Source organism: Clavibacter sp. GW821-FHT01D01 (genome assembly GCF_059422605.1).
Window position 1 is genome coordinate 1 of the sequence record NZ_JBWKXC010000015.1, and the last position, 18634, is coordinate 18634.

Genomic DNA, 18634 nt, shown 5'->3' on the forward strand with positions numbered 1-18634 from the left:
TCCGGCCAAGAGGACTGCGGTGGGGATGCGATAACGGTGCGCGTTCATCATTCTCCTTCATCGAGTACTGATTGGTGTCACCGAACGTACGCAGGGTGCGCCCAGCTCGACAAGCAGTCGACCACCACCGCGTACGCCCACTATCTTGTGAATCCGGCTCTCGTCAGGTAGTTAGGCCGTTGCTCCAAAAAACCTGGCAATGCCTAGGTGGGGCGATGAAGCTACTATTGCTGAACTGAACACGGCGAATCTCATCTTTAGGGGCCGTCTACCTGATGTAATCTCGGGGAATCTGCGGTTGGCCACTGAATGACCAATTGGTGATGAGGTGGATCAGCGATGCGATTTCCGTTTCTGGCCGTGCTCATTTGCTCGGCGGGGAAAGACTCTGCTGTTCAGGTCTCACGCGGGTCAGTACCTTTTCCCGGCTCAGCGCCCCCGGTCGCGCTCCGGCCTCCGCCCGTGCTCGCTCTGCAGCGCCTCGCGTGCCGCCCGCCCGCCGACGACCGTCCCATGGATCGCGAAGCCGAGCATCGCGAGGCACCCGGCGAGAACCGTGGCCAGCACTGCTCCGATCGGCACGGGCAGCACCGTGGGCACCGCCGAGGCGATCGCGCACGCGCCCGCCGCGAGGGTCGACCGCTTTGCCCGCTGATGCGCGGCGAGCCAGGCGGCGTCGCTCGCGAGCGTCGATGCCGTGCGGATGCCCGCGACCTGGTTGCGCCCCAGCCTCCCGCTCGCCGTGCTGTGCGCGACCCGGATGACCAGTACCCCGCTGGCGACCATGACCAGGCCCAGCACGATCCGTCCGATTTCGTCCTCGTCCATCTTCCGAGCCTAGGAAGGGCCGGCCGGGACGGCGAATCCGATCCTCCCGCTCCAGGCGCGCCCGTCGGTGCACTCCTCCCGCGGCGTCCCGGCAGGCATCCCTCGCCGACGCGCCGGTGCAACGTGGTCCGTCGTGCCCGGCTCAGGTTCGCGCGTCGGATGTCGGCGGCTTCCGGTTGCTCGACAGCGGGTAGCGGCGGTCCAGGCGCGGGCTAAGGATGACGAGGAACAGGAATAGCGACAGCAGCCATCCGGCGATCCAGTAGGCGGGGATGAGGAAGATCGCGAGGTTCGTGAACGTGTTCGAGGCGACGCCGACGATGACGGCGATCGTGAACAGCGCGCCGATGCCGTAGTAGAGGGCCTCGAGTCCGTCGGTGATGGTGTCGCGGCGTTCCTGCTGCCGTGCGGCTCGGGTGTCGAGGGCGGTGACGGAGCGTCCGTAGTCGCTCTGGTCGACGGTGGCGAAGAGGTCCCGCACGGGGACCTCGAGTGCCTTGGCGACGCGGGTGAGGGTGTCGAGGCTGGCGTCGTTGCCGGCTTCGAGGCGCTGCACCGTACGGACGGTGATGCCGCTGGTCTCGGCGAGTCGTTCCTGGGTCCAGCCGCGCTGTGTGCGGAGGTCGACGATTCGTATCTCGTTCATGCTCTCCACGGTAGGGACGGGCATCCGCGCGGACCACGACATGAACCCGACAGCACCCCGACAGCCACGCGACAGGCCGCGGAGGGCGACCCGGTCCACCCCATGAGGGAGAGGTGGGAGCCCCGGAGGAGACGACCGATACGGGATCCCCTTCCGGGCTGGTGGAGGCGGCGACCGCCCGCCACCTGGTTTGCCTGGATGCGATCATGACGTCCATGCACATCGCCAGGTTCGGCACGGACACCAGCGCTGCCGTCCTGCTCCTTCACGGCGGTGGAGTAGCCGGCTGGATGTGGACCTCGCTGTGGCAGCACCTCGAGTCCACGCATCTCGTGCTCGTTCCCGACCTGCCAGGACACGGGAAGAGCGCTGGCGAGCCCTACCGCTCACATGCAGCCACAGTGGATCCTCTCGCCGCGATGCTGAGCCGTAACGCCGAAGGAGTGATCGCCGTGATCGGCTTCTCTCTGGGTGCCCAGCTCGCCATGCAGCTTGCGTCCGAACATCCACACCTCGTCAGCCGAGCCATGATCGTTAGTGCCCAAGCGCGCCCGATCCCGTTCACGCGACTCACGCTGAACACACTGGCGATCTCGGCGCCTCTAGCGCGACGCCGCTGGTTCGCCCGGATCCAAGCCCGCGAACTCTTCATCCCTTCTGAGCTGATGGAGGACTACATCGCGACGAGCGCCGCCATCACCCGACATACGCTGCTCGAGGCCGTCGGGGAGAACATGCGCTTCCAGATCCCGACGGAGTGGCCGGCCTTCCCTGGTGCGGCGCTTGTTCTGGCCGGGCGGGAGGAGCGGGCCGTGATGCGCGAGTCTGCGACGGCGATCCAGGCGGCGCTGCCCGGTAGCGCCCTGGAGCTCGTTGACGGGGCCGGGCACGGCTTGCCCCTTCAGTGCGCGGAGTGGTTTAACGCTCGCGTCTCTACTTGGCTATCCGCGAGCACGGCTGCAGTTTGACGCCATTGGCGGTCACTGCCTTTGGATTTACGGCCGTGCGTGTCCGGGTAGGAATCCCCTGATGGAACACGCTTGGAAGGCTGGGGGTTGACGCTTCCCTGCGTTGGGGGAGTGTGGATGGGTGGCAGGGGATGAGAAGAAGGTGCTGGTCGGGGAGGTGGTGGAGTGGTTGCGGGTGCGTCTGGCGGGCCGTTCGGATGCCGAGCTCCGGGCGATCGCGGAGGAGGAGGTGATCTGGGCGCGGGTACGGGCGGTGATCGCGTGGCGTCGTGTAGGAGACGCTGAAGCACCCGACGGCGGGTGCTCGCGGACCGCCTAGTAGTCGTAGTCGGGGACGTGCAAGGGCGTGTCGTCGGCGCCCGGGTCCGCGTCGTGGATCTCGAGGGTGTGGAAGGTGATCGGGATGCCGGCGCTGACGAGGATCTCGAGCTCGGTGTGGTCGGCGAGCGTGACCTCGACGATGTCACCGTCGTGTCGGACGGCTGCCAGAGCCTCCTCCTTGACGGAGTCCACGTCCTGGTCCTGGTCCAGCACGTAGTCCTTGGCGCTGATTTGCATGATCGTTCGTTGCATTGTGCGTCCGAGCCAACACCGGCGCGCTGCTTTCTCCGCCCCCCTTGCCAGACGGCACGACCTACCGTTACGGAAGCCTGCGAGCACGATGCGTGCGGGTAGGCGCACGGATCACCCGCTCGTAGCGTCATGGTCGTTCGACAGCGACGTCGGATCGAGGAGGCAGCGCCGAACCTGCGTGACACCCCTACCGCAGTTTGGCTCGCGTCGCGTCACCGGGTTTCCCGAGGATCACCCGAGGCATGGACGCTCCTGATGAAGCCGGCCCAGACCCTCCGGTGGCGGGCTCGTCGTCCCCGAGGCGAGCCCGCCGGCTCCTCGTTGCCTCCACCCCGGCACGGGGCGGTCGGAGCCGCGCACCGGGCGCTCGGGGTGGCGGCGACCGGAAGTCCGGGTGGGAATCGGCTGCCGGGACGCCCTGGGATGAAAAGCGATAGCCGTCCGCGGACCGCGATCAAGACCCTGGCTTCCACTCTCGACGCGGAGCAGGATCGGGGCATGACTGATGAGCATGAGGCGCTGGCCGTCTTCCTCGGAGACTGGAGTGCCACGGGAACGGCGTACGGTGCGGACCTCACCGGCGCTGAGTGGCGCAGCGTGCACTTCGCCCGCTGGCACTCGGGCGAGCAGTTCGTCGTGCAGGACGAACGGGCGAATGGTCCGTTCGACACTCTGAGCTTCCTCGGCTGGGACACGGAGCGCGGCACGTACTTCTCGTGGAGCATCGAGAACCACGGATTCGCCCGCGAGTACCTGGTGACCGGCAATGGGGCGACCTGGACGTTCACCGGAGCCACCGAACGCGCCACTGTCACCTTTAGTGACGACGGCCGCACCCAGACTCACCACTGGGAGTTCACTCCCGACGGCGAGTGGATCACCCTCTGCGATCGAGTCGCCACCCGCGTGGACTGATCGCTCAGCGAATCGTCCGGAGACCTAGCCCACTATCGGACGCCATGGATCTACTGGGAGTGGTCTCGTCCTGAAGGTCAGCGAGCTCGAGGGTTTCGGCTTCGTTAACAAAGGAGAGCCCGGCGCACTGAGGGTGCGCCGGGCTCTTCCTTCACGCGGTGGGTTCAGCGGATGAGTCGTCCGCTGCTGGTGCGGGTGGCGAAGGGGTAGTTGAATTTCGAGCCGGTGATGACGGCGGTGATGGTGTGTCCGCGGTCGGCTTCGGTGAGCGTGTAGGTGCTGGAGTAGGCGTCGGTGATGATTTCGCCGTCGCGCTTCCAGTTGTAGGAGAGGAAGACCTCGCCGGGTCCCCATGGGGCAGTGCTGGCGGTGAGAGTGCGGCCCACGGCGCCGGTGCCGGAGATGGTGGGCGTGCGCGCGATGAGGGACGCCTTGGGGACGCGAGGGGTCGGGGCGGACGTGCGGGCGACCGCGATGTAGCCGGTACGGCTGCCGCGGACCTCGACCGTAATGCGCTTGCCGACCTCGTCCCAGCCGACCTGGAACGTCGGATTCGTGGCCCGCTGGATCGGCTTGCCGTCGCTGAACCACTGGTAGGTAAGTGCCACGGGCACGGGCTGCCACGTCCCGGTGCGCACGGCGAGGGTCTCTCCGAAGAGCGCTCGGCCGGTGATGCTCGGCAGGGGCGTGGCGGTGAGGGGGAGGGAGCCGGGTGCGGCAGGCGTGTGGGCGAGGACCTTGGTGTAGCGCTGGAAGTCGGCGCCGCCGCCGTAGTAGAAGGTGAAGTCGACGCTCTGCCCGTAGCCGGCCGGCACCGTCACCGACCCCACGACGGTGGTGAGTATCGGCTCTGCTCCGTTGATGGAGTACAGGATGTTGTACTCGGTGGGCCAGCCGTTCTGGGCGTCGCGGGCGTCCCAGTTGAAGGTGATGTCGGGTCCGTTTACCACGTAGCTGGGCGCGTAGTCCTTTGCCCAGCCGCGGGCGTTTACGAGTGTCGGTTCCGTTCCGGGGCTCACGATTCGCTTCCCGTCGACGACCGCGGAGGTGCGGAGGCTGATCAGGTGATCTCCAGGAGGAGCGAGCGCATACGTCTCGGTGCTGGGGAACTCCCCTTGGTATCCGGTGACGTCGACGAGGGTGAGCCAGGGGCCCGTGTTGTCGAGCTGGTACTCGTATCGGGCTTCCTCGATGGAGGGGTCGAGCTGTGTGGCGACGAACAGGTGCACGGAAGACTCGTCGATGAAGTACGCGGTCTCGTAGGTGACCAGAGGCGCTGGCAGCGTGATCGCGGTCTGGATCGCGGCGGGCTGCGGTGTCGCGGCGGTCGCCGGGGACATTCCGACGAGGGAGGCGCCAGCGGCGATCACGAGGCCGAGAGCGGTGAGTGGCAGGCGTCGCCGCCTGCGGGTGGGAAGCATGAGCATGTACATCCATTCCGAGACGCCATCGCCTCACCGCGATCCTTCTCCGGCGGCGTCGGCTATCGCATCCCCCCTTCCGAGTCTGAGCCGCGCGCTTCTTCCGCCTGGCTCGAGGCGCCTGGAAGACGCACGTGACGGGCCGGTATGCCGTCGCGGGAGCCCGGGTAATGATGCGTTGCCGGGTTACCCGCGGCGCGCTGCGTTCCGGCGGGCAGCAAAATGACCCTCAATGGGCGCGAATTCAGGACTGGTACCTGACAGTCGTACACCCGTCTGCCCCCTCGTGGCCGGCCGTTGGTCTGAGCGACATCCTGTGCGTCAATCCGAAAAAGACCACGCGCTAAGAGCGCGTCATGCGGTTTTGCGCCGCTATGACCGGCTCCCTCACTTCTCTGACGTCATCACGGAGGGAGGCGACATCAAGAGTCAAGTGGGTCAGTAGCTGATGCTGGGCAACAAGAGGCCGCCTATGCCGACGGTGTAGCCGATTCCGATGAATGCGAGCGCTGTCAGTGCGAGGCCGGTCGTGCTGGCCCATCGCCGCGGTTCTGTCAGGGGCGGGCGGTGTCGTATCTGTTGGACGAGGAGCGTGACTGCTGGCAAGACGCCCAGGATGCTGAGGGCGGTGAGGATCTGGGCGGCGCGGATAATGGTGTCGCCGGGGCTTGCGTCGTTGAGGATCGCGGTGGCGCTGATCGACCAGCAGATGACGGCGCCGGCGAAGGCGATGCTGGCGCCGAGCAGGGCGATGTGGAGACGGCGCTGGGTCGTGGTGCGGCGCCGCCTGATGCGCTGCGTCCACCGCACCCCGGCGGCAATGGGTCGTACGGCGATCCCCGACAGGAGAACGGCCGCGGAGAGCAGCGCGATCAGGGGGACCGCACGTGCTGGTGCGGACATGGGTACGAGCGTGAAGGCGGCGTTGAAGCCGACGGAGGTGACGTTTCCGTCGGTGTGGTCGACCGCGATGCGGCGCTGGCCGTCGACCTCCTGCCAGACCCACGGCTCCACTTCCTGGAATCGCAGCGGTGTCCCGTCCGGGTGTACGGCAGCGGTCAAGGAGATGGTGTCGTCGTCGTTCGCGGTGATGTCGATGCCGGAGAGGTAGGAGAACAGTCGGCCGAAGTTGCTCTCGCTGCGACGTGACACGAGGTAGGTGCCTGCGAGCTGGGCGCCGTGCTCCGCCGATGTGGCGGTGGGCCCGGCAGGGTCGCGTAGGTCGGGGAAGTAGCGGTCTGCGAAGCCGTTCATGACCTGATCCCGGATGGCGGTGGTCGCCTCGCCTCGGATGCCGGTGCTGTTCAGGGCGATGTAGATCCCGGTGTCGTCGTCTGGGTAGAGCTGCATCTGCGCGTGGAAGGCGGTGAGGTCGCCGCTGTGCTCGAGGATGCGGTGCCCGTTGCGGTCCTGTTGGAAGAACCCGATGGTCATACGGGGGCCGTTCGCGAGGCCACCGAGGGTGTCCGGTCCCAGCGCGGGTTCGTGAAGAGTGTCGAACGTCGTAGGTGAAAGCAGCGGTGTGTCGGACCGGGGGTGGCCGAGGTGTGCGAGGAGGTAGCCGCTCATGTCGGAGCCGGTGGCGCTAATGGCGCCGGCGGGAGCGGGACCGACCATCTCGAACGGGACCTCGTTGCCGGCGACGGAGTCGTACCCGCGCGACATGCGGTCACGAAGGTTCTCGGGCAGCGGTTGCTCCATGGTGGCCGTCGTCATGCCGGCGGGACCGAAGACGCGCTCCTTGACATGGTCCGCGTAGGGGCGGCCTGTCACGCGTTCGACGATGTACCCGGCGAGGGCGTTGGAGTAGTTGGAGTACGAGGGCATGGTCCCGGGCTCGAACACCTGCTCTGGCGGATCGACGGCGACCGATGTGCGAAGGCTCGGGGCGGGCGCGTCGGGATTTCCGATGACCCCAGCCCACTGATCCTCGAAGCCGGCCGTGTGGGTGAGGAGGTGCCGGAGGGTGATGGGCTGGTTGAACTCGTTCGGCAGGGTTATGTCGAGGTAGTCCTGGGCTGGCCGGTCGAGGTCCAAGGTGCCCGCTTCGACGAGTTGCATGACCGAGGTGGCGGTGAACGTCTTCGAGATGGACCCGATACGGAACAGGGTCGCGTTCGGGTCGACGGGGACGGGGTCACCACCGGAGCGGCCGAGATCGGCCCACCCGTACCCGCGTTCCGTGATGACCTCGCCGTCATGGACGATGGAGACGACAGCGCCGGCGATGCCCTCTCGTTCGATCGCACCGGCGAGGAGCCCGTCAAGCCACGCATCGGCGTCGACTGCGGAGAGCTCGACGGGCTCAGGTGACGGTGTCCTCGCGGGCAGGCTTGCGTGTGCAGGGGCGGTGGTACCCGCGAGCACGCCGCCGATGATGAGCGCGGTACCGGTCACCGCTTCGAGGGCGCGACGAGCGTTACTAGGAAGGCGGAGATGGAAGATGGTGTGCTCGCAATCGCGGTCCAGAGGGGCGGTGTCACGCAGCTGCTAACGCTCAGCGGACCGCGGACGGATGGTCGCAGAACTCGGACCGTGCGGGCTCTTCGGATATCGACTCAGAGCTTCACCGATCACGAAGAACTTAGCGGGCAAGGACGAGGTGCCGCTCGAGCCTCGCAAGCCTGTCCACCGAAGGGACCGTCACAAATCATCGCGAGGAGCTGGTGCACGGAGCTTTGCTCCGTCCCCCGTCACGGTGCGACTGTCGATCGTGGTGCTGTGGGCGGGTTGATCTGAGACTCTCCTCGCCGTGACAGGGGCCGGCCGATGAGCCCAGTGGCCCGAGGACGTGGCCAGCCCATGGCCCGCCACCTGGCGTCTCGTATCTGCAGCGGTTCCCAGTGTCAGCGGGGGAGGGGCAGCTCCGTGAGCACCCGTCCGGCGGTCCGCCACGCCTCGACTTCTACCGAGCTCAGAGGCTGCTCCGGGCTGATGGCCCAGTCCGACAGCTCCCGGCTGAGCAGCGTCTGGGCAAGCCGCTCGATCACCTCACTTGCCAAGCCAACGACCATGGACGCTCCGAAGTGTTCGGCATTCGGCACGTCGGCGAGCTCGGTGAGATAAGCCTGCGCAAACCACTCCGCCGCCTCCGCCCGCAGGTAGGGACTCTCCAACCTGGCGTACCAAGAGGTCACAAACTCACCATACGGAGCACTGTCCGTCATGGCTCCGCCGGTTGCGAACAGCGATTTGCGAACCGACCGCGGCGGGAGGTCACGCGCGGCGGCGAGTGCGCCGGCGACGTCGCCTCTGTCGACGAGCTCTTCGAGGTTGAGGGTCATTGGACCCACCCATTGCTGACGTGTCCTTCAAGTGATGTCCGCACCACGACAGTCTGCCCCTGGTCTGTTGCCTGCTTGTCCGAGCTTCGGCTCACGCCCGCTGGGAGTCCGCAGCCCAGGCAGTCGCCGAAGCGCCCGCAGGCGTGGCCACTCATTCCGCGGTGATCCCGGCGGGCAGCGTCGCACCGGCGGCGGTGAGGGCGTCGACGAGGTCCTGACCGCTGACGGTCGCCGTCTCCTGCCCGTTGATGCGGAGCGTCGGGGTGCCAGTGATGCCGGCGGTGGCAGCGGTTTCCGTGTTGGCGGTGATCCACCCAGCAAAAGTCCCCTCCGTGGTGCAGCTCAGGGCCTCGGCGTCCGTGACGCCCTGGGATCCGAGCCAGGAGGAGAAGTCCGCGCCGGTCCAGGAGTCGGTCTCGGCGGAGTGGTTCGCGAACAGGGCGGCGTGCACGTCGGGCCATGCGGGCGCATCGTGCTGGAGGACGCAGGCAGCGGTGCTGCCGGCGGCGCGTCCGTAGTTGGTGACGATCTGGATCGGGTGGTAGGCGACACGGACCTGTCCGGACGCTGCGAGCCGATCGAGAAGGGCGCCGGTGGCGGCCTCGTACTCCTGGCAGTGGGGGCAGGAGTAGTCCTCGTAGATGTCGAGCGTGACTGGAGCGTCGGCTGCGCCGACGGAGACGGCGTCCTCCTCCGCCGCGACCTGCGCCTGGCCGCCGCTGGCCAGGTCCACGATGGCGTCCGCGGTCGGCGGGGTGCTGCCGGCGGCGGCCTGATCCCGCAGCAGGGAGGCGCCGCCCCAGATTCCGGCGACGACGATCACGACGGCGCCGGCGACGCCGAGCTGGGTGAGCAGTCGTCGGCGCTTCCGCTTCGTCTCCTCGAGGCGGCGTTGGGCGTTGGCCTTCTCCCGGATCTCGCGGGTGCGGTCACGGTCGGCGGTGGTCTTCTTGCTCATGGTGGTGGTCCTTCTTGTTCGGAGTTCAGGGGAGGAGGGAGGGGATCAGTGTCGGGAACCAGGTGATGATCGCGATGATGATGACGGCGTAGTTCAGCACCACGACCGCCCATGTGTACGGGGCGACCGCCGCGGCGACGCGCCTGACAGCGGCGGGTGCCGGTACGTGTCCGTGCTGGAGGCAGTGGATGAGGGTCGTCCACCACAGCGGGATCATCGCGGTCCACACGAGCAGGCAGTACGGGCAGAGGGCGCCGATGACGAACACGGTCTGGGTGAAGAGCCACGTGATGAACACGTACCCGGATAGCAGGCCCGCCGTGAAGACGCTCCAGAACCATCTCGTGTACTGGGCGCCGGCGAGCAGACCCATTCCGACCACGACCGGTGCGATGAACGTCGCGACGCCGATGAGCGGGTTGGGGAATCCCAGCAGCGAGGCTTGCGGTGACTGCATCACCGTGGCGCAGGAGACCAGCGGGTTGATGTCGCAGGACAACGCCCGGCCGGGGTGCTCGAGCAGCGACATGCGTTCGAGCACCAGGATGAAGGATCCCGCCCAGCCGAGGATCCCGGTGATCACGAGCAGCACGGCGAGACCGATGGGTCGACGGGCCGGACGATCGGCAGGCGACGCCGCGGCGGTGCTCGACTCGGGGTCGGTGTCGACGATCACAGGAGGGTGTCGCCGATGTAGCCGTCGGGTCCGCACCCGGGTGGGATGGCGAACACGGCGGAACCGACGGGGGTGACCCACTGGTTGAGCAGGTCGAGCTCGTCGAGTCGCCGCTGAAGGGGGACGAACTGGGTGTCGACGTCGGCTTGGTAGGAGACGAACAGCAGCCCGGAGTTGGACACGCTGTCACCAGGGATCGCGGTGTCGTCGTAGTTGTATGCGCGGCGGAAGATCCGTTCGTCGGGGTCGTCGGAGCGGGCCCTTCGCATGTGGGAGAACTCCGGGATGACGGGGAACCCGATGGCGGTGGTGGCGGTGAAGTCCGCCTCGTCGGTCTCGTTGACCCCGGTGAGCGGGGCGCCGTTGGACAGGGTGCGTCCGACGGACTGCTCGCGCCCGGACCGGTCGAGCTCGTCCCATTTGTCGAGGTCCATCGCTATGCGCCGCAGCACGAACCCGGTGCCGCCGGCCATCCATGACGGCCCTGTCTCGCGCCAGACGAGCTGTTCGAAGTCCGGGGTACCGGGGGCGAGGTTCACGGTGCCGTCGACCTGTCCGAACAGGTTCCTCATGGTGGTGCCGGGCTTCTCGGACCCTGTTGCCCGCCGGAACCCCGTCTGCGTCCAGCGGAGCGTCGCGAACGACCGGGTGTCCTTCAGGAGCATGCGGCTGGCGTGCGCGACGGTGAGGGGGTCGTCGGCGGCGATGTGCAGAAGCAGGTCGCCATTACCGAAGGCGGGGTCGAGCCGATCGACGGTGAACGCCGGGAGCGGGCGCAGCCAGGACGGGACCGCCTTCGCGCCGGCGGCGCGGCCGATGAGGCCGGGTCCGAAGCCGAAGGTGACGGTGAGGCGCGCGGGGATCGTCGCGAGCTCGGGTTCGGAGTCCGCGAGGGCGGTGACTCCCTGGCTGAGGCGGCGGGCATCATCGGTGAGGATCCGCATCATCCGCCGCAGGGCTGGCCCGTCTGTCTCCGTCCGCAGATCCAGCGCGTGATAGGCGGCATGAGCTTGAGGTGCCGTCTCGACGCCGGCCTGGTGGATCCCGTGGAAGGGGACGGTCTCCGCACCGGCGAGAGCGGCGACGGGGGCGGTCGTGGGTGCGCCCGGCGTGCGGCCGAGGAGGTCGATTCCGACTGCTCCGGCCGCGCCGAGGGTGCCGGCGGCACCTCCGAGGAGGAGGTGCCGCCGGCTGACGCGGCGACCGGCAGGGATCTGCTCGTCGCCGGGTGTCACTGGTCCATGTCCATGTCCATGTCCATGTCCATGTCCATGTCCATGTCGCCGCCCTCGTACGTCTCGTTCGCGCCGGAGTAGTCCTTGACGGGGGCGCTGAAGTCGTACGTGGAGCCGTCGGAGAGGGTGAGAGTGACGTCGACCTCGTCGCCGGCGGCCAGGGGAGCGGCAAGTCCCATCAGCATGAGGTGGTTCGCCCCCGGGGCGAGCTCGAGGGAGCCGCCGGCGGGGATGGTGAAGCCGCCGTCGCGGGGCCGCATCACCATCTCGCCTGCGTCGTTCGCGACGGTCTCGTGCAGCTCCATCATCGGTGACGCGGGGGAGTCCGCGGAGACGATGGTGACGTCCTGGGCGGAGTCGTTCACGATCGTGCCGAAGGCGGCGGACATGCCGCTCTCGGCGGATTTGACCCACGCGTCGTCGACCTCGAGCTCCGGCGCAGACGCCGCCGCCGCGGTGGCGGACGGGGCCGCGGCGGGTGAGGCGCCGCTGCTCTGGGCAGGGCTGCCGCAGCCGCTGAGAGCGAGGACGAGGATCGCGCTGGTCGCGAGCGTGGTGGTGAGGGTGGTGGTGCGCATGGTGTTCTTCCTTTGCTAGGTGGTGGATCGAGGTGGTCTAGGAGGTGCGGCGGCGGCTGCCGTACGTGACGGCGGCGGCGAAGATGCCGATGCCGAGGAGCGCACCGATGGTGCCGACGCCGACCGTCGTCGCGATGCGGCTGCCGGTATCGTCCGGAGCAGCGGCCTCGTCGGCCGGCGCCGAGGTCGCGGACGCTTCTTCTGCGGTGACCTCAGGGGTCGGGGTTGCAGCAGCTGCGCTGTCCGCGGCGGCTTCTGCAGGGGCGGCGGCCGGGTTTGCGTCTCCGACGGCGAAGGCGTACGTGCCGGCGATGGGGTGCCCGTCGCTGGAGACGACGCGCCAGCGGACTTCGTACATCCCGTCCGGCATGCCGGCGCGCAGCGGTTGGACGGCGTCGGTACCGGCGAGCGTGACCGGCCCGTCGGCCCAGTCCGTGCCGTCCTGATCGACGATGACGACGGCTGCGCCGACCGCGATGAGGCTGTCGGTGTAGAGCATCGACACCTGAGAGGGAGCGGTCTCGACATGAGCGCCGTCGGCGGGCGTGGTGGAGACGATGCTGTCGTGTGCCCACGCGGCGCTGGTCGGTCCGGGTGCGATGGCGCTGGTGATCGCGAGTGCGACAGCGGGCAGAAGCACCAGGGCAGCTCGTCGCGCCCGTGAGCGGCGGCGGGGGTGGTTGTCCGGTGTCATGGGGTCCTCCGGGGGTCGTGGGTGTGCTCGTCGAGGGCGGACAGGCGGGCGTTGTAGGCGTTGAGCTCGGCGTCGCCATCGCGGGCGGCCGCCCGGTCGTAGCGCTTCGCGGCCCGGGTGTCGGAGCTGGACCACTGGCGGACCACCATGAGGGCGACGAGGACGACGGGCAGCTCGCCGGCACCCCAGGCGATGCCGCCGCCGGTGGCCTGGTCGGCGAGCAGCTGCGTGTCGGGCTCGAGGCCGAGCTGGTGCCACCAGTCGATGGCGAGGATCTCGGTGCCGGACATGATCGCGAGGCCGAAGAAGGCGTGGAACGCCATCGTGGCGAGCAGGAGCATCAGGCGGATCGGGTACGCCGGGCGGCGGGGTCCGGGGTCGACGCCGATGAGGACGAAGAAGAAGAGGTACCCGCTGATCAGGAAGTGGACGCTCATGATCATGTGCCCCTGGTGCGTGGAGAGGGACCACTCGAACCAGGGCGTGTAGTAGAACGCGACGAGGCTCCCGGCGAAGACCACGGCGGCGACGACGGGATGCGTCACGAGCTGCGCGTAGCGGGAGTGCGTGCCGGCGAGCACCCATTCGCGGACGCCGCGGCTGCCGTCCTGCCGCGCGGGCAGCACCCGCAGGATCAGGAGGACGGGGGCGCCGAGCACGAGCAGCGGCGGCACGTACATCATCAGCAGCATGTGCTGGATCATGTGCGTGCTGAAGTGCACGGCCCCGTACACGCCGGGCCCGCCGCTGGTGGCGTAGACGAGCATCGCGCAGCCCAGGAGCCACGGGATGGTCCGGGCCGCCGACCATGCGTCACCGCGTCGTCGCAGGCGCGCGACGCCGATGAGGTAGAGGCCGGCCATCACCGCGGCGACGCTGAGGAAGAGGAAGTCCGGGTGGAAGGCGGTGAGCATCCGCAGCGGGGTGACGGGGTCGGGGAACGTGAAGCCGATCAGCGACGCGAGGGGGTCGACGTCGGCGATCGTCGTCTGCGGCACGGGCGGCTCGCTGCGGGACAGGGCGACGGAGATGCCCATGGCGACGGACATGACCACCACCTCCCCGACGGCGAGCCGGATGAACGCGGTTCGGCGGGTCCCGTCCCGGACGAGTCCGGGGATCACGATGCGGCGATGCGCGAACCCGGCGAGGCCCAGCGCGATCAGGAACGCGGTCTTCACCAGCAGGAGCGCCCCGTATGCGGTGGTGACGAGGTCCAGGGGCGTCCCGATCCGCAGGGACGCGTTGACGATCCCCGATAGGGCGACTGCGGCGAACGACCGTCCGGCGAGCATCGAGTAACGGCTGACGACGGTGGGCAGCGACGCCTTGGCGAGGCCCTGGCAGAGGATGACGGCGACCAGCCCTCCGGCCCAGACGGTGACGCCGATGAGGTGGATGCCGAGGCTGTTCACGGCGTTCGCGTGCTCGTACGTGCCTGCCGCGTGCCCGGAGAGGGACAACGGCAGCAGCGAGGCGAGGGCCACGCCGGCGGCGATGCCTGTCCCGGACGTGCGCCGAGTCCAGACGCTGATGCCGAACACCACGGCCACGCACATCAGCGATGCGAGGAGCGTCTGCCCGAGCTCGAGCTGGAGGGTGAAGTACCCGAACTGTCCGCGGAAGGTGGGCGATGTCAGCGGCACCCCGATGACGTTCGCTCCTGACAGTCCGAGCACGGCGATGCTGGCCGCCAGCCACACGGCGGCGGCGTAGGAGGCCCATCGTGTCGCCTTCCACTGCGCGAAGCTCGCCATGCCGGGATGCCGGCGCTGGCCCGGGAGCGCGAACGCGGCCACCACGAGCAGGCCGATGGTCACCGACGCCGCTGCGTCGTGGATGACGCGCGCGGTGGGGAGCGCGTAGGTGACGAAGTCGCCGGGGTAGACCAGGAGGGTCCGGGCCGTCGCACCGGTGAGGGCGGCGGCGGCGAGCATCACGGCGACCGCGAGCGGCAGGGAAGCCCACAGCGCGACGTCGCGGACGCGGACGCGGGGGAGAGCCAGGGTCCGCTGCTCGAAGACGGGATCGTCGGGATGGGTCCCGGGGTCGACGGAGGGCAGGGGGAAGTGCGAGGGCACGAAGGTACGTCCTGAGGTGGGTGCCGCGCGAGCAGCACGGAGGGCCGAGCACGACCGGGGCCGCGGATCGGTTCAGGCCGCGTCAGGCGACGCGGAAGCCGCACGGCGCGCGCAGAGGCGCCATGCAGTCTCGGGGCGCGGGAGAGCGCTCCGGACGTGGAGGTCGGGTCAGGCGGTCGCCGGTGGCCCGCGATGCGGGGACGCGGCCACGCACACGCCGAGCTCGCGGATGTCCGACCTCACGATGCGGGCGACCCGGTGTCGCAGCTCGACCCGGGGGAGGATCACGAGCGCGACGACGCGGAACACGACCGCGAGGCTCGTGCGGGCGAGGGCGAGGAGATCCCAGAAGGCGCGCTCTCCGAACCGGAGCGCGACGATGGTGACGACCGCGGCGAGAGCGTGGGCGACCCACATGGAGTAGCCAGCGTGCATGCCGGCCATGTCCGCCATACCGGGGGCGGCGGAGCCGGTCGTGATCAGTTGGCCGCCGTGGCCGTGATGTCCGCCGACGACCTGCATGGTGGTCGCTGTCGGGGTGCCGACGGAGAAGAGCAGGTGCATCACCGCCTGGCTGCAAGCCACCGCCACGGACAGCCGGACGGCGGAGACGGCGCGGCCGGCGAGCAGGATGCACGTGGGGACGGCGAGAGCGGCCGCGAGGACCAGGCCGACGGCGCCGGGCGCGTGCCCGCCACCGGCCATGTGGGACAGCATGGCGACCAGGATCGCGAACACTGCCGTCACGGTGCCGCGCACCACGCGCGTGCCCCGTCCGGCCGATCCGAGCGTCCCTGATTCCATCATCTGTAGAACAGCGTAGGTGCGGCAGAGCGATCGCGCACCCATCGTGGGGCACGGACTCTTACGGATCGGCCGTCCTTTGGCGACTCGCCATCTCGTCGTGGCGTGGAGCTTCGATCACACATGGGAGATTGTGGAATTTTACGAGGCGTGGCTTTAGGGCAGAGCCTCGGCCGCGACACTGAAGGGTCGGGACGGCGCCTGCGTGCGCCGGCCGTTAGGGCTATGACGTCGTGTCCTGGAAGGCCTCCGAGGACTGCCGTGCCCGGAGCGGACGCGCGTCTCCTACGTGCAGAGTCAGATGTGGGGTGGTGTCCGCGTCTCAACGTCACTGTGGTCGATGCTGCCGGCTCGGCGCTCGATGAGAAGCGTGTCACGCCAGACACCGGCATGAGGACCCGCGAGGGCAGCGGCGATGCGTTCCCGGCGGCCGACGACGCGGAATCCGAAGCGGTCGTGCAGAGCGAGGCTTGCATGGTTCTCGGGAAAGACGACTCCTTGGATGGTCCAGATTCCCGCAGCCTCGGTGGATGTGATGAGCGCCTCGAGCAGGGCCGAGCCGATGCCGCGTCCGGCTGCCGCGGCACCGACGTAGACGGAATGCTCAACGACGCCGGCGTAGACGGCGCGAGAGGACACGGGGGCGACAGCGGCCCAACCGAGGGCCTTGTCTGCAGAGTCCACCGCTACCAGGCGATGCTCGCGCGAACGGTGAGCGTCGAACTGCGCCCATGTGGGGGACTCGGCTTCGAATGTCGCCGCACCTGAGTCGATGCCTTCTCGGTAGACGCGCTCCACCTCCGGCCAGTCGCGTTGATGCATCTGGCGGATGGCCGGACTGATTCTGGTCATCACGGTGCCCTCGCAGATCGTCGGTGGAAGGGCATGAGCGCGGCAACGGGCTGCGCCTGACGATCCCGTCGCTGGTCAAGGATGGCAGGGCTGAACCCGTGAGACGATCGACACGACCGGCTAGCTGGCGTCCTTGGCGTCTCCATGCTCCGTTCGAAGTGCAGGCCGCTGGGGTACCTCGATGGCGCCGCCCTAAGCACCAGGGTGAGCAGTGCGCGCACGTTCGCGTCGGACGTTGATGAGGGTGAATACGCCGCCGAGCAGGGGTACCAGCGCCAGCAGCCGCGTGCGGAGCAGCAGCCCGCGTCCGAGGAGGGCTGTGACCGCGACCGCGAGGTAGAGGGCGCCGTGCACCGGTCCGAGGATTGCCGCGAGCCCTGGGACGTGCACCGTGACGAGGTTCCCGAACAGGGACGCGATGCTCACGAGCTCCAGCATCGACAGGACCTCCAGGGTCCGGAGGAGGGGCCTCATCCGTACGCCCCCGGCCGGAGGACCATGAGCACGACCACCGTGACCCACAGCAGGTTGAAGATCCCGGTCAGCGAGCGGAGGGCGCGCAGGTCGGCTGGGGCCGCCGGCCGGTCCAGCGTGTCGGCCTGCAGTGGAACGATGCGCAGGGCAAGCAGGCCGCCGGCGACCGCGGTGAGGATCATCGCCGCGACGATCCAGATCTCCGTCAGCCGGCCGTGCGTCGCCGCGAGGACCAGGCCGATCACGGGCACGGCCAGGGCGGCGACGGCGTACGTGCGGGTGATCCGGTGCAGCGTCGCCGCCACGGGTGCGCTCTCCCGTCGCCGCATCTGCCGCGGGAGGGATCCGCCAACGCCGCCGCCGCTTGCACCGGTGCCTGCGCTAGCGCCGCCGCCGACCACGGCGGCTGCCGCTGCCGGCACCTCCGACGGCACCACGCGGGGGAACATGCTCGTCGTCACGGCGACGGGCCCGACGAACAGGATCCCGGCCACCACGTGCGCGGCCAGGAGGATGCCCTCGATCATCGGGCGACCACGCGCGTGCCGGTCACGGCGGTGCCGGGGAGCCGTCCCGCCCGTGACCGGCCCGACATCCGGTCCCCGTCCACCATGACCTCGAAGTCGAGATCGAGGCGCAGGGGCTTCGTGATGGTCTGTGACCAGGTCACCCGTAGGCCTGCGCTGGTGGGTGCCGTCCGGATGTCCCGGAGCTGCACGGTCTCGCCCTTGCCTGCGGCGGTGCCGACCACCGTCCCGGTCTCGTCACGGAACGCGAGCGTCGCGTGCATTGTGCCGATGGGCGTGCGCATCGCGAGCTCCCAGGTGCCGAGGAGGGTATGCGTCGTGGGGTCCTCGGGCGCGGCAGCGGAGGAGCGGTCGGCGTTCACGCGGGCACCGCCTCGAGACCGCGCGCGGCCCACACGGTGCCGCGGCGCTCGTGCTCGAACAGCACCTCCACCGCATGCGCGATGCGCGGGCCGAGCTCCCGCTCGAGGAGGTGCAGGGCGAGGTCGAGCCCGGAGGTGACGCCGCCGGAGGTGACGAGGTCGCCGTCGTCGACCACCCGTGCGCGGACCACCTGCGCACCCGTGGCCTCGAGCACGTCGTTCCCGAGGTGGTGCGTGACGGCGGTCCTTCCCTCGAGGAGGCCCATCATGCCGAGCGCGAGACCGCCGCCGCAGACGGTCGCAACGATCACGTCCGGGGCCTCGAGCGCGCGTCGCATGAGGTGGGGGAGGGCGGTGGTGGCGAGCTCGGCGAGGACGACGGGGATCGTCCGCACCTCGTCCGGGTCGCCCGTGACGGGGCCGGCGGCGCCGGGGAGGATCACGATGCCCGGTGCCTCGGGGTCGAGCACGTGCGTCGCCGTGAGTGCGAGGCCGCGCGTGCCGCTCACCACGGGACCGGCGGCGTCCATCCCGACGAGGCGGACGTCGAGACGGCCGCCTGCCGCGTCGGATCCGGCGGCGAGCACCTCGAAGGGGGCGATGACGTCGAGCGGGTCGAACCCGTCGAACAGGATGATCTGGGCGAGCAATCGTTGTCCTCTCGTTGACCCTGCCGACGCTACGGACGCCGGATCTCGGCCACGAGTGGCGGATCAGACTCCTTCCGCCAGGTTTCCGCCAGGGCGGCCCTATGGTCG

The 18634-nt window shown here is 69.0% G+C and carries 20 protein-coding genes; 2 read left to right on the top strand and 18 right to left on the bottom strand.

Annotated elements, in window-relative coordinates; genetic code table 11:
* Window positions 1-429 precede the first annotated feature (429 nt).
* Both AC07VC_RS15095 and AC07VC_RS15100 read right to left on the bottom strand, forming a co-directional pair.
* Window positions 430-828 carry an SdpI family protein gene (locus tag AC07VC_RS15095; protein ID WP_494676397.1) on the bottom strand — a complete coding sequence of 133 codons (399 nt, stop codon included), beginning with the start codon at window positions 826-828 and terminating at the stop codon, window positions 430-432.
* A gap of 142 nt (window positions 829-970) precedes the next feature.
* On the bottom strand, window positions 971-1474 hold the full coding sequence (locus AC07VC_RS15100) for a helix-turn-helix domain-containing protein (RefSeq protein ID WP_494676396.1): 504 nt from the start codon (window positions 1472-1474) through the stop codon (window positions 971-973).
* Window positions 1475-1680: 206 nt separating this feature from the next.
* Here AC07VC_RS15100 and AC07VC_RS15105 point away from each other — a divergent pair, with 206 nt between their 5' ends.
* Window positions 1681-2442: an alpha/beta fold hydrolase gene (locus AC07VC_RS15105; protein WP_494676395.1), complete on the top strand. Its 762-nt coding sequence runs from the start codon at window positions 1681-1683 to the stop codon at window positions 2440-2442.
* A 315-nt stretch (window positions 2443-2757) separates the two neighbouring features.
* Here the strand turns inward: AC07VC_RS15105 and AC07VC_RS15110 are convergent, their stop codons facing one another.
* Window positions 2758-3000, bottom strand: coding sequence for a hypothetical protein (locus tag AC07VC_RS15110; RefSeq protein ID WP_494676394.1), 243 nt, complete (start codon window positions 2998-3000; stop codon window positions 2758-2760).
* Between the two features lie 513 nt (window positions 3001-3513).
* Between AC07VC_RS15110 and AC07VC_RS15115 the strand changes: the two genes are divergently transcribed.
* Complete coding sequence (locus AC07VC_RS15115) at window positions 3514-3930, top strand: hypothetical protein (RefSeq protein WP_494676393.1); 417 nt, start codon at window positions 3514-3516, stop codon at window positions 3928-3930.
* Between the two features lie 164 nt (window positions 3931-4094).
* On the opposite strand, the gene AC07VC_RS15120 is transcribed toward AC07VC_RS15115, so the two are convergent.
* The 15 genes from AC07VC_RS15120 to AC07VC_RS15190 form a co-directional block, all read right to left on the bottom strand.
* A complete protein-coding gene (locus AC07VC_RS15120) occupies window positions 4095-5270 on the bottom strand; it encodes a hypothetical protein (protein ID WP_494676392.1) in 1176 nt (391 codons plus the stop codon).
* A gap of 519 nt (window positions 5271-5789) precedes the next feature.
* The gene (locus AC07VC_RS15125) at window positions 5790-7748 is read right to left on the bottom strand and encodes a serine hydrolase domain-containing protein (protein WP_494676391.1); all 1959 of its coding nucleotides are present in this window, start codon (window positions 7746-7748) and stop codon (window positions 5790-5792) included.
* A gap of 449 nt (window positions 7749-8197) precedes the next feature.
* Window positions 8198-8635, bottom strand: a complete 438-nt coding sequence (locus AC07VC_RS15130) for a hypothetical protein (protein WP_494676390.1) — start codon at window positions 8633-8635, stop codon at window positions 8198-8200.
* Between the two features lie 151 nt (window positions 8636-8786).
* Window positions 8787-9593: a DsbA family protein gene (locus AC07VC_RS15135; RefSeq protein WP_494676389.1), complete on the bottom strand. Its 807-nt coding sequence runs from the start codon at window positions 9591-9593 to the stop codon at window positions 8787-8789.
* A 25-nt stretch (window positions 9594-9618) separates the two neighbouring features.
* On the bottom strand, window positions 9619-10269 hold the full coding sequence (locus tag AC07VC_RS15140; protein WP_494676388.1) for a vitamin K epoxide reductase family protein: 651 nt from the start codon (window positions 10267-10269) through the stop codon (window positions 9619-9621).
* Window positions 10266-11504, bottom strand: coding sequence for a Dyp-type peroxidase (locus AC07VC_RS15145; RefSeq protein ID WP_494676387.1), 1239 nt, complete (start codon window positions 11502-11504; stop codon window positions 10266-10268). Before AC07VC_RS15145 ends, AC07VC_RS15140 begins: the two co-directional genes overlap by 4 nt.
* The gene (locus AC07VC_RS15150; RefSeq protein ID WP_494676386.1) at window positions 11501-12082 is read right to left on the bottom strand and encodes a copper chaperone PCu(A)C; all 582 of its coding nucleotides are present in this window, start codon (window positions 12080-12082) and stop codon (window positions 11501-11503) included. Before AC07VC_RS15150 ends, AC07VC_RS15145 begins: the two co-directional genes overlap by 4 nt.
* 37 nt (window positions 12083-12119) lie before the next feature.
* Window positions 12120-12722, bottom strand: a complete 603-nt coding sequence (locus AC07VC_RS15155) for a copper resistance CopC family protein (protein WP_494676385.1) — start codon at window positions 12720-12722, stop codon at window positions 12120-12122.
* A 50-nt stretch (window positions 12723-12772) separates the two neighbouring features.
* Window positions 12773-14857: a bifunctional copper resistance protein CopD/cytochrome c oxidase assembly protein gene (locus tag AC07VC_RS15160; protein WP_494676384.1), complete on the bottom strand. Its 2085-nt coding sequence runs from the start codon at window positions 14855-14857 to the stop codon at window positions 12773-12775.
* Between the two features lie 168 nt (window positions 14858-15025).
* Window positions 15026-15664, bottom strand: coding sequence for a hypothetical protein (locus tag AC07VC_RS15165; protein ID WP_494676383.1), 639 nt, complete (start codon window positions 15662-15664; stop codon window positions 15026-15028).
* 294 nt (window positions 15665-15958) lie between these two features.
* The gene (locus AC07VC_RS15170; RefSeq protein ID WP_494676382.1) at window positions 15959-16513 is read right to left on the bottom strand and encodes a GNAT family N-acetyltransferase; all 555 of its coding nucleotides are present in this window, start codon (window positions 16511-16513) and stop codon (window positions 15959-15961) included.
* A 192-nt stretch (window positions 16514-16705) separates the two neighbouring features.
* On the bottom strand, window positions 16706-16987 hold the full coding sequence (locus AC07VC_RS15175) for a hypothetical protein (RefSeq protein WP_494676381.1): 282 nt from the start codon (window positions 16985-16987) through the stop codon (window positions 16706-16708).
* Window positions 16984-17514 carry a hypothetical protein gene (locus AC07VC_RS15180; protein WP_494676380.1) on the bottom strand — a complete coding sequence of 177 codons (531 nt, stop codon included), beginning with the start codon at window positions 17512-17514 and terminating at the stop codon, window positions 16984-16986. The genes AC07VC_RS15175 and AC07VC_RS15180 overlap by 4 nt, the downstream gene beginning before the upstream one ends.
* The gene (locus AC07VC_RS15185; RefSeq protein WP_494676379.1) at window positions 17511-17876 is read right to left on the bottom strand and encodes a hypothetical protein; all 366 of its coding nucleotides are present in this window, start codon (window positions 17874-17876) and stop codon (window positions 17511-17513) included. Before AC07VC_RS15185 ends, AC07VC_RS15180 begins: the two co-directional genes overlap by 4 nt.
* The gene (locus AC07VC_RS15190) at window positions 17873-18526 is read right to left on the bottom strand and encodes a DJ-1/PfpI family protein (protein WP_494676378.1); all 654 of its coding nucleotides are present in this window, start codon (window positions 18524-18526) and stop codon (window positions 17873-17875) included. Before AC07VC_RS15190 ends, AC07VC_RS15185 begins: the two co-directional genes overlap by 4 nt.
* Window positions 18527-18634: the final 108 nt, after the last annotated feature.

Bases quoted from the DNA above. Each gene is read 5' to 3' on its own strand.
- AC07VC_RS15095 (WP_494676397.1), bottom strand. From the start codon at position 828: ATGGACGAGGACGAAATCGGACGGATCGTGCTGGGCCTGGTCATGGTC.
- AC07VC_RS15100 (WP_494676396.1), bottom strand. From the start codon at position 1,474: ATGAACGAGATACGAATCGTCGACCTCCGCACACAGCGCGGCTGGACC.
- AC07VC_RS15105 (WP_494676395.1), top strand. From the start codon at position 1,681: ATGACGTCCATGCACATCGCCAGGTTCGGCACGGACACCAGCGCTGCC.
- AC07VC_RS15110 (WP_494676394.1), bottom strand. From the start codon at position 3,000: ATGCAAATCAGCGCCAAGGACTACGTGCTGGACCAGGACCAGGACGTG.
- AC07VC_RS15115 (WP_494676393.1), top strand. From the start codon at position 3,514: ATGACTGATGAGCATGAGGCGCTGGCCGTCTTCCTCGGAGACTGGAGT.
- AC07VC_RS15120 (WP_494676392.1), bottom strand. From the start codon at position 5,270: ATGTCCCCGGCGACCGCCGCGACACCGCAGCCCGCCGCGATCCAGACC.
- AC07VC_RS15130 (WP_494676390.1), bottom strand. From the start codon at position 8,635: ATGACCCTCAACCTCGAAGAGCTCGTCGACAGAGGCGACGTCGCCGGC.
- AC07VC_RS15135 (WP_494676389.1), bottom strand. From the start codon at position 9,593: ATGAGCAAGAAGACCACCGCCGACCGTGACCGCACCCGCGAGATCCGG.
- AC07VC_RS15150 (WP_494676386.1), bottom strand. From the start codon at position 12,082: ATGCGCACCACCACCCTCACCACCACGCTCGCGACCAGCGCGATCCTC.
- AC07VC_RS15165 (WP_494676383.1), bottom strand. From the start codon at position 15,664: ATGATGGAATCAGGGACGCTCGGATCGGCCGGACGGGGCACGCGCGTG.
- AC07VC_RS15170 (WP_494676382.1), bottom strand. From the start codon at position 16,513: ATGACCAGAATCAGTCCGGCCATCCGCCAGATGCATCAACGCGACTGG.
- AC07VC_RS15175 (WP_494676381.1), bottom strand. From the start codon at position 16,987: ATGAGGCCCCTCCTCCGGACCCTGGAGGTCCTGTCGATGCTGGAGCTC.
- AC07VC_RS15180 (WP_494676380.1), bottom strand. From the start codon at position 17,514: ATGATCGAGGGCATCCTCCTGGCCGCGCACGTGGTGGCCGGGATCCTG.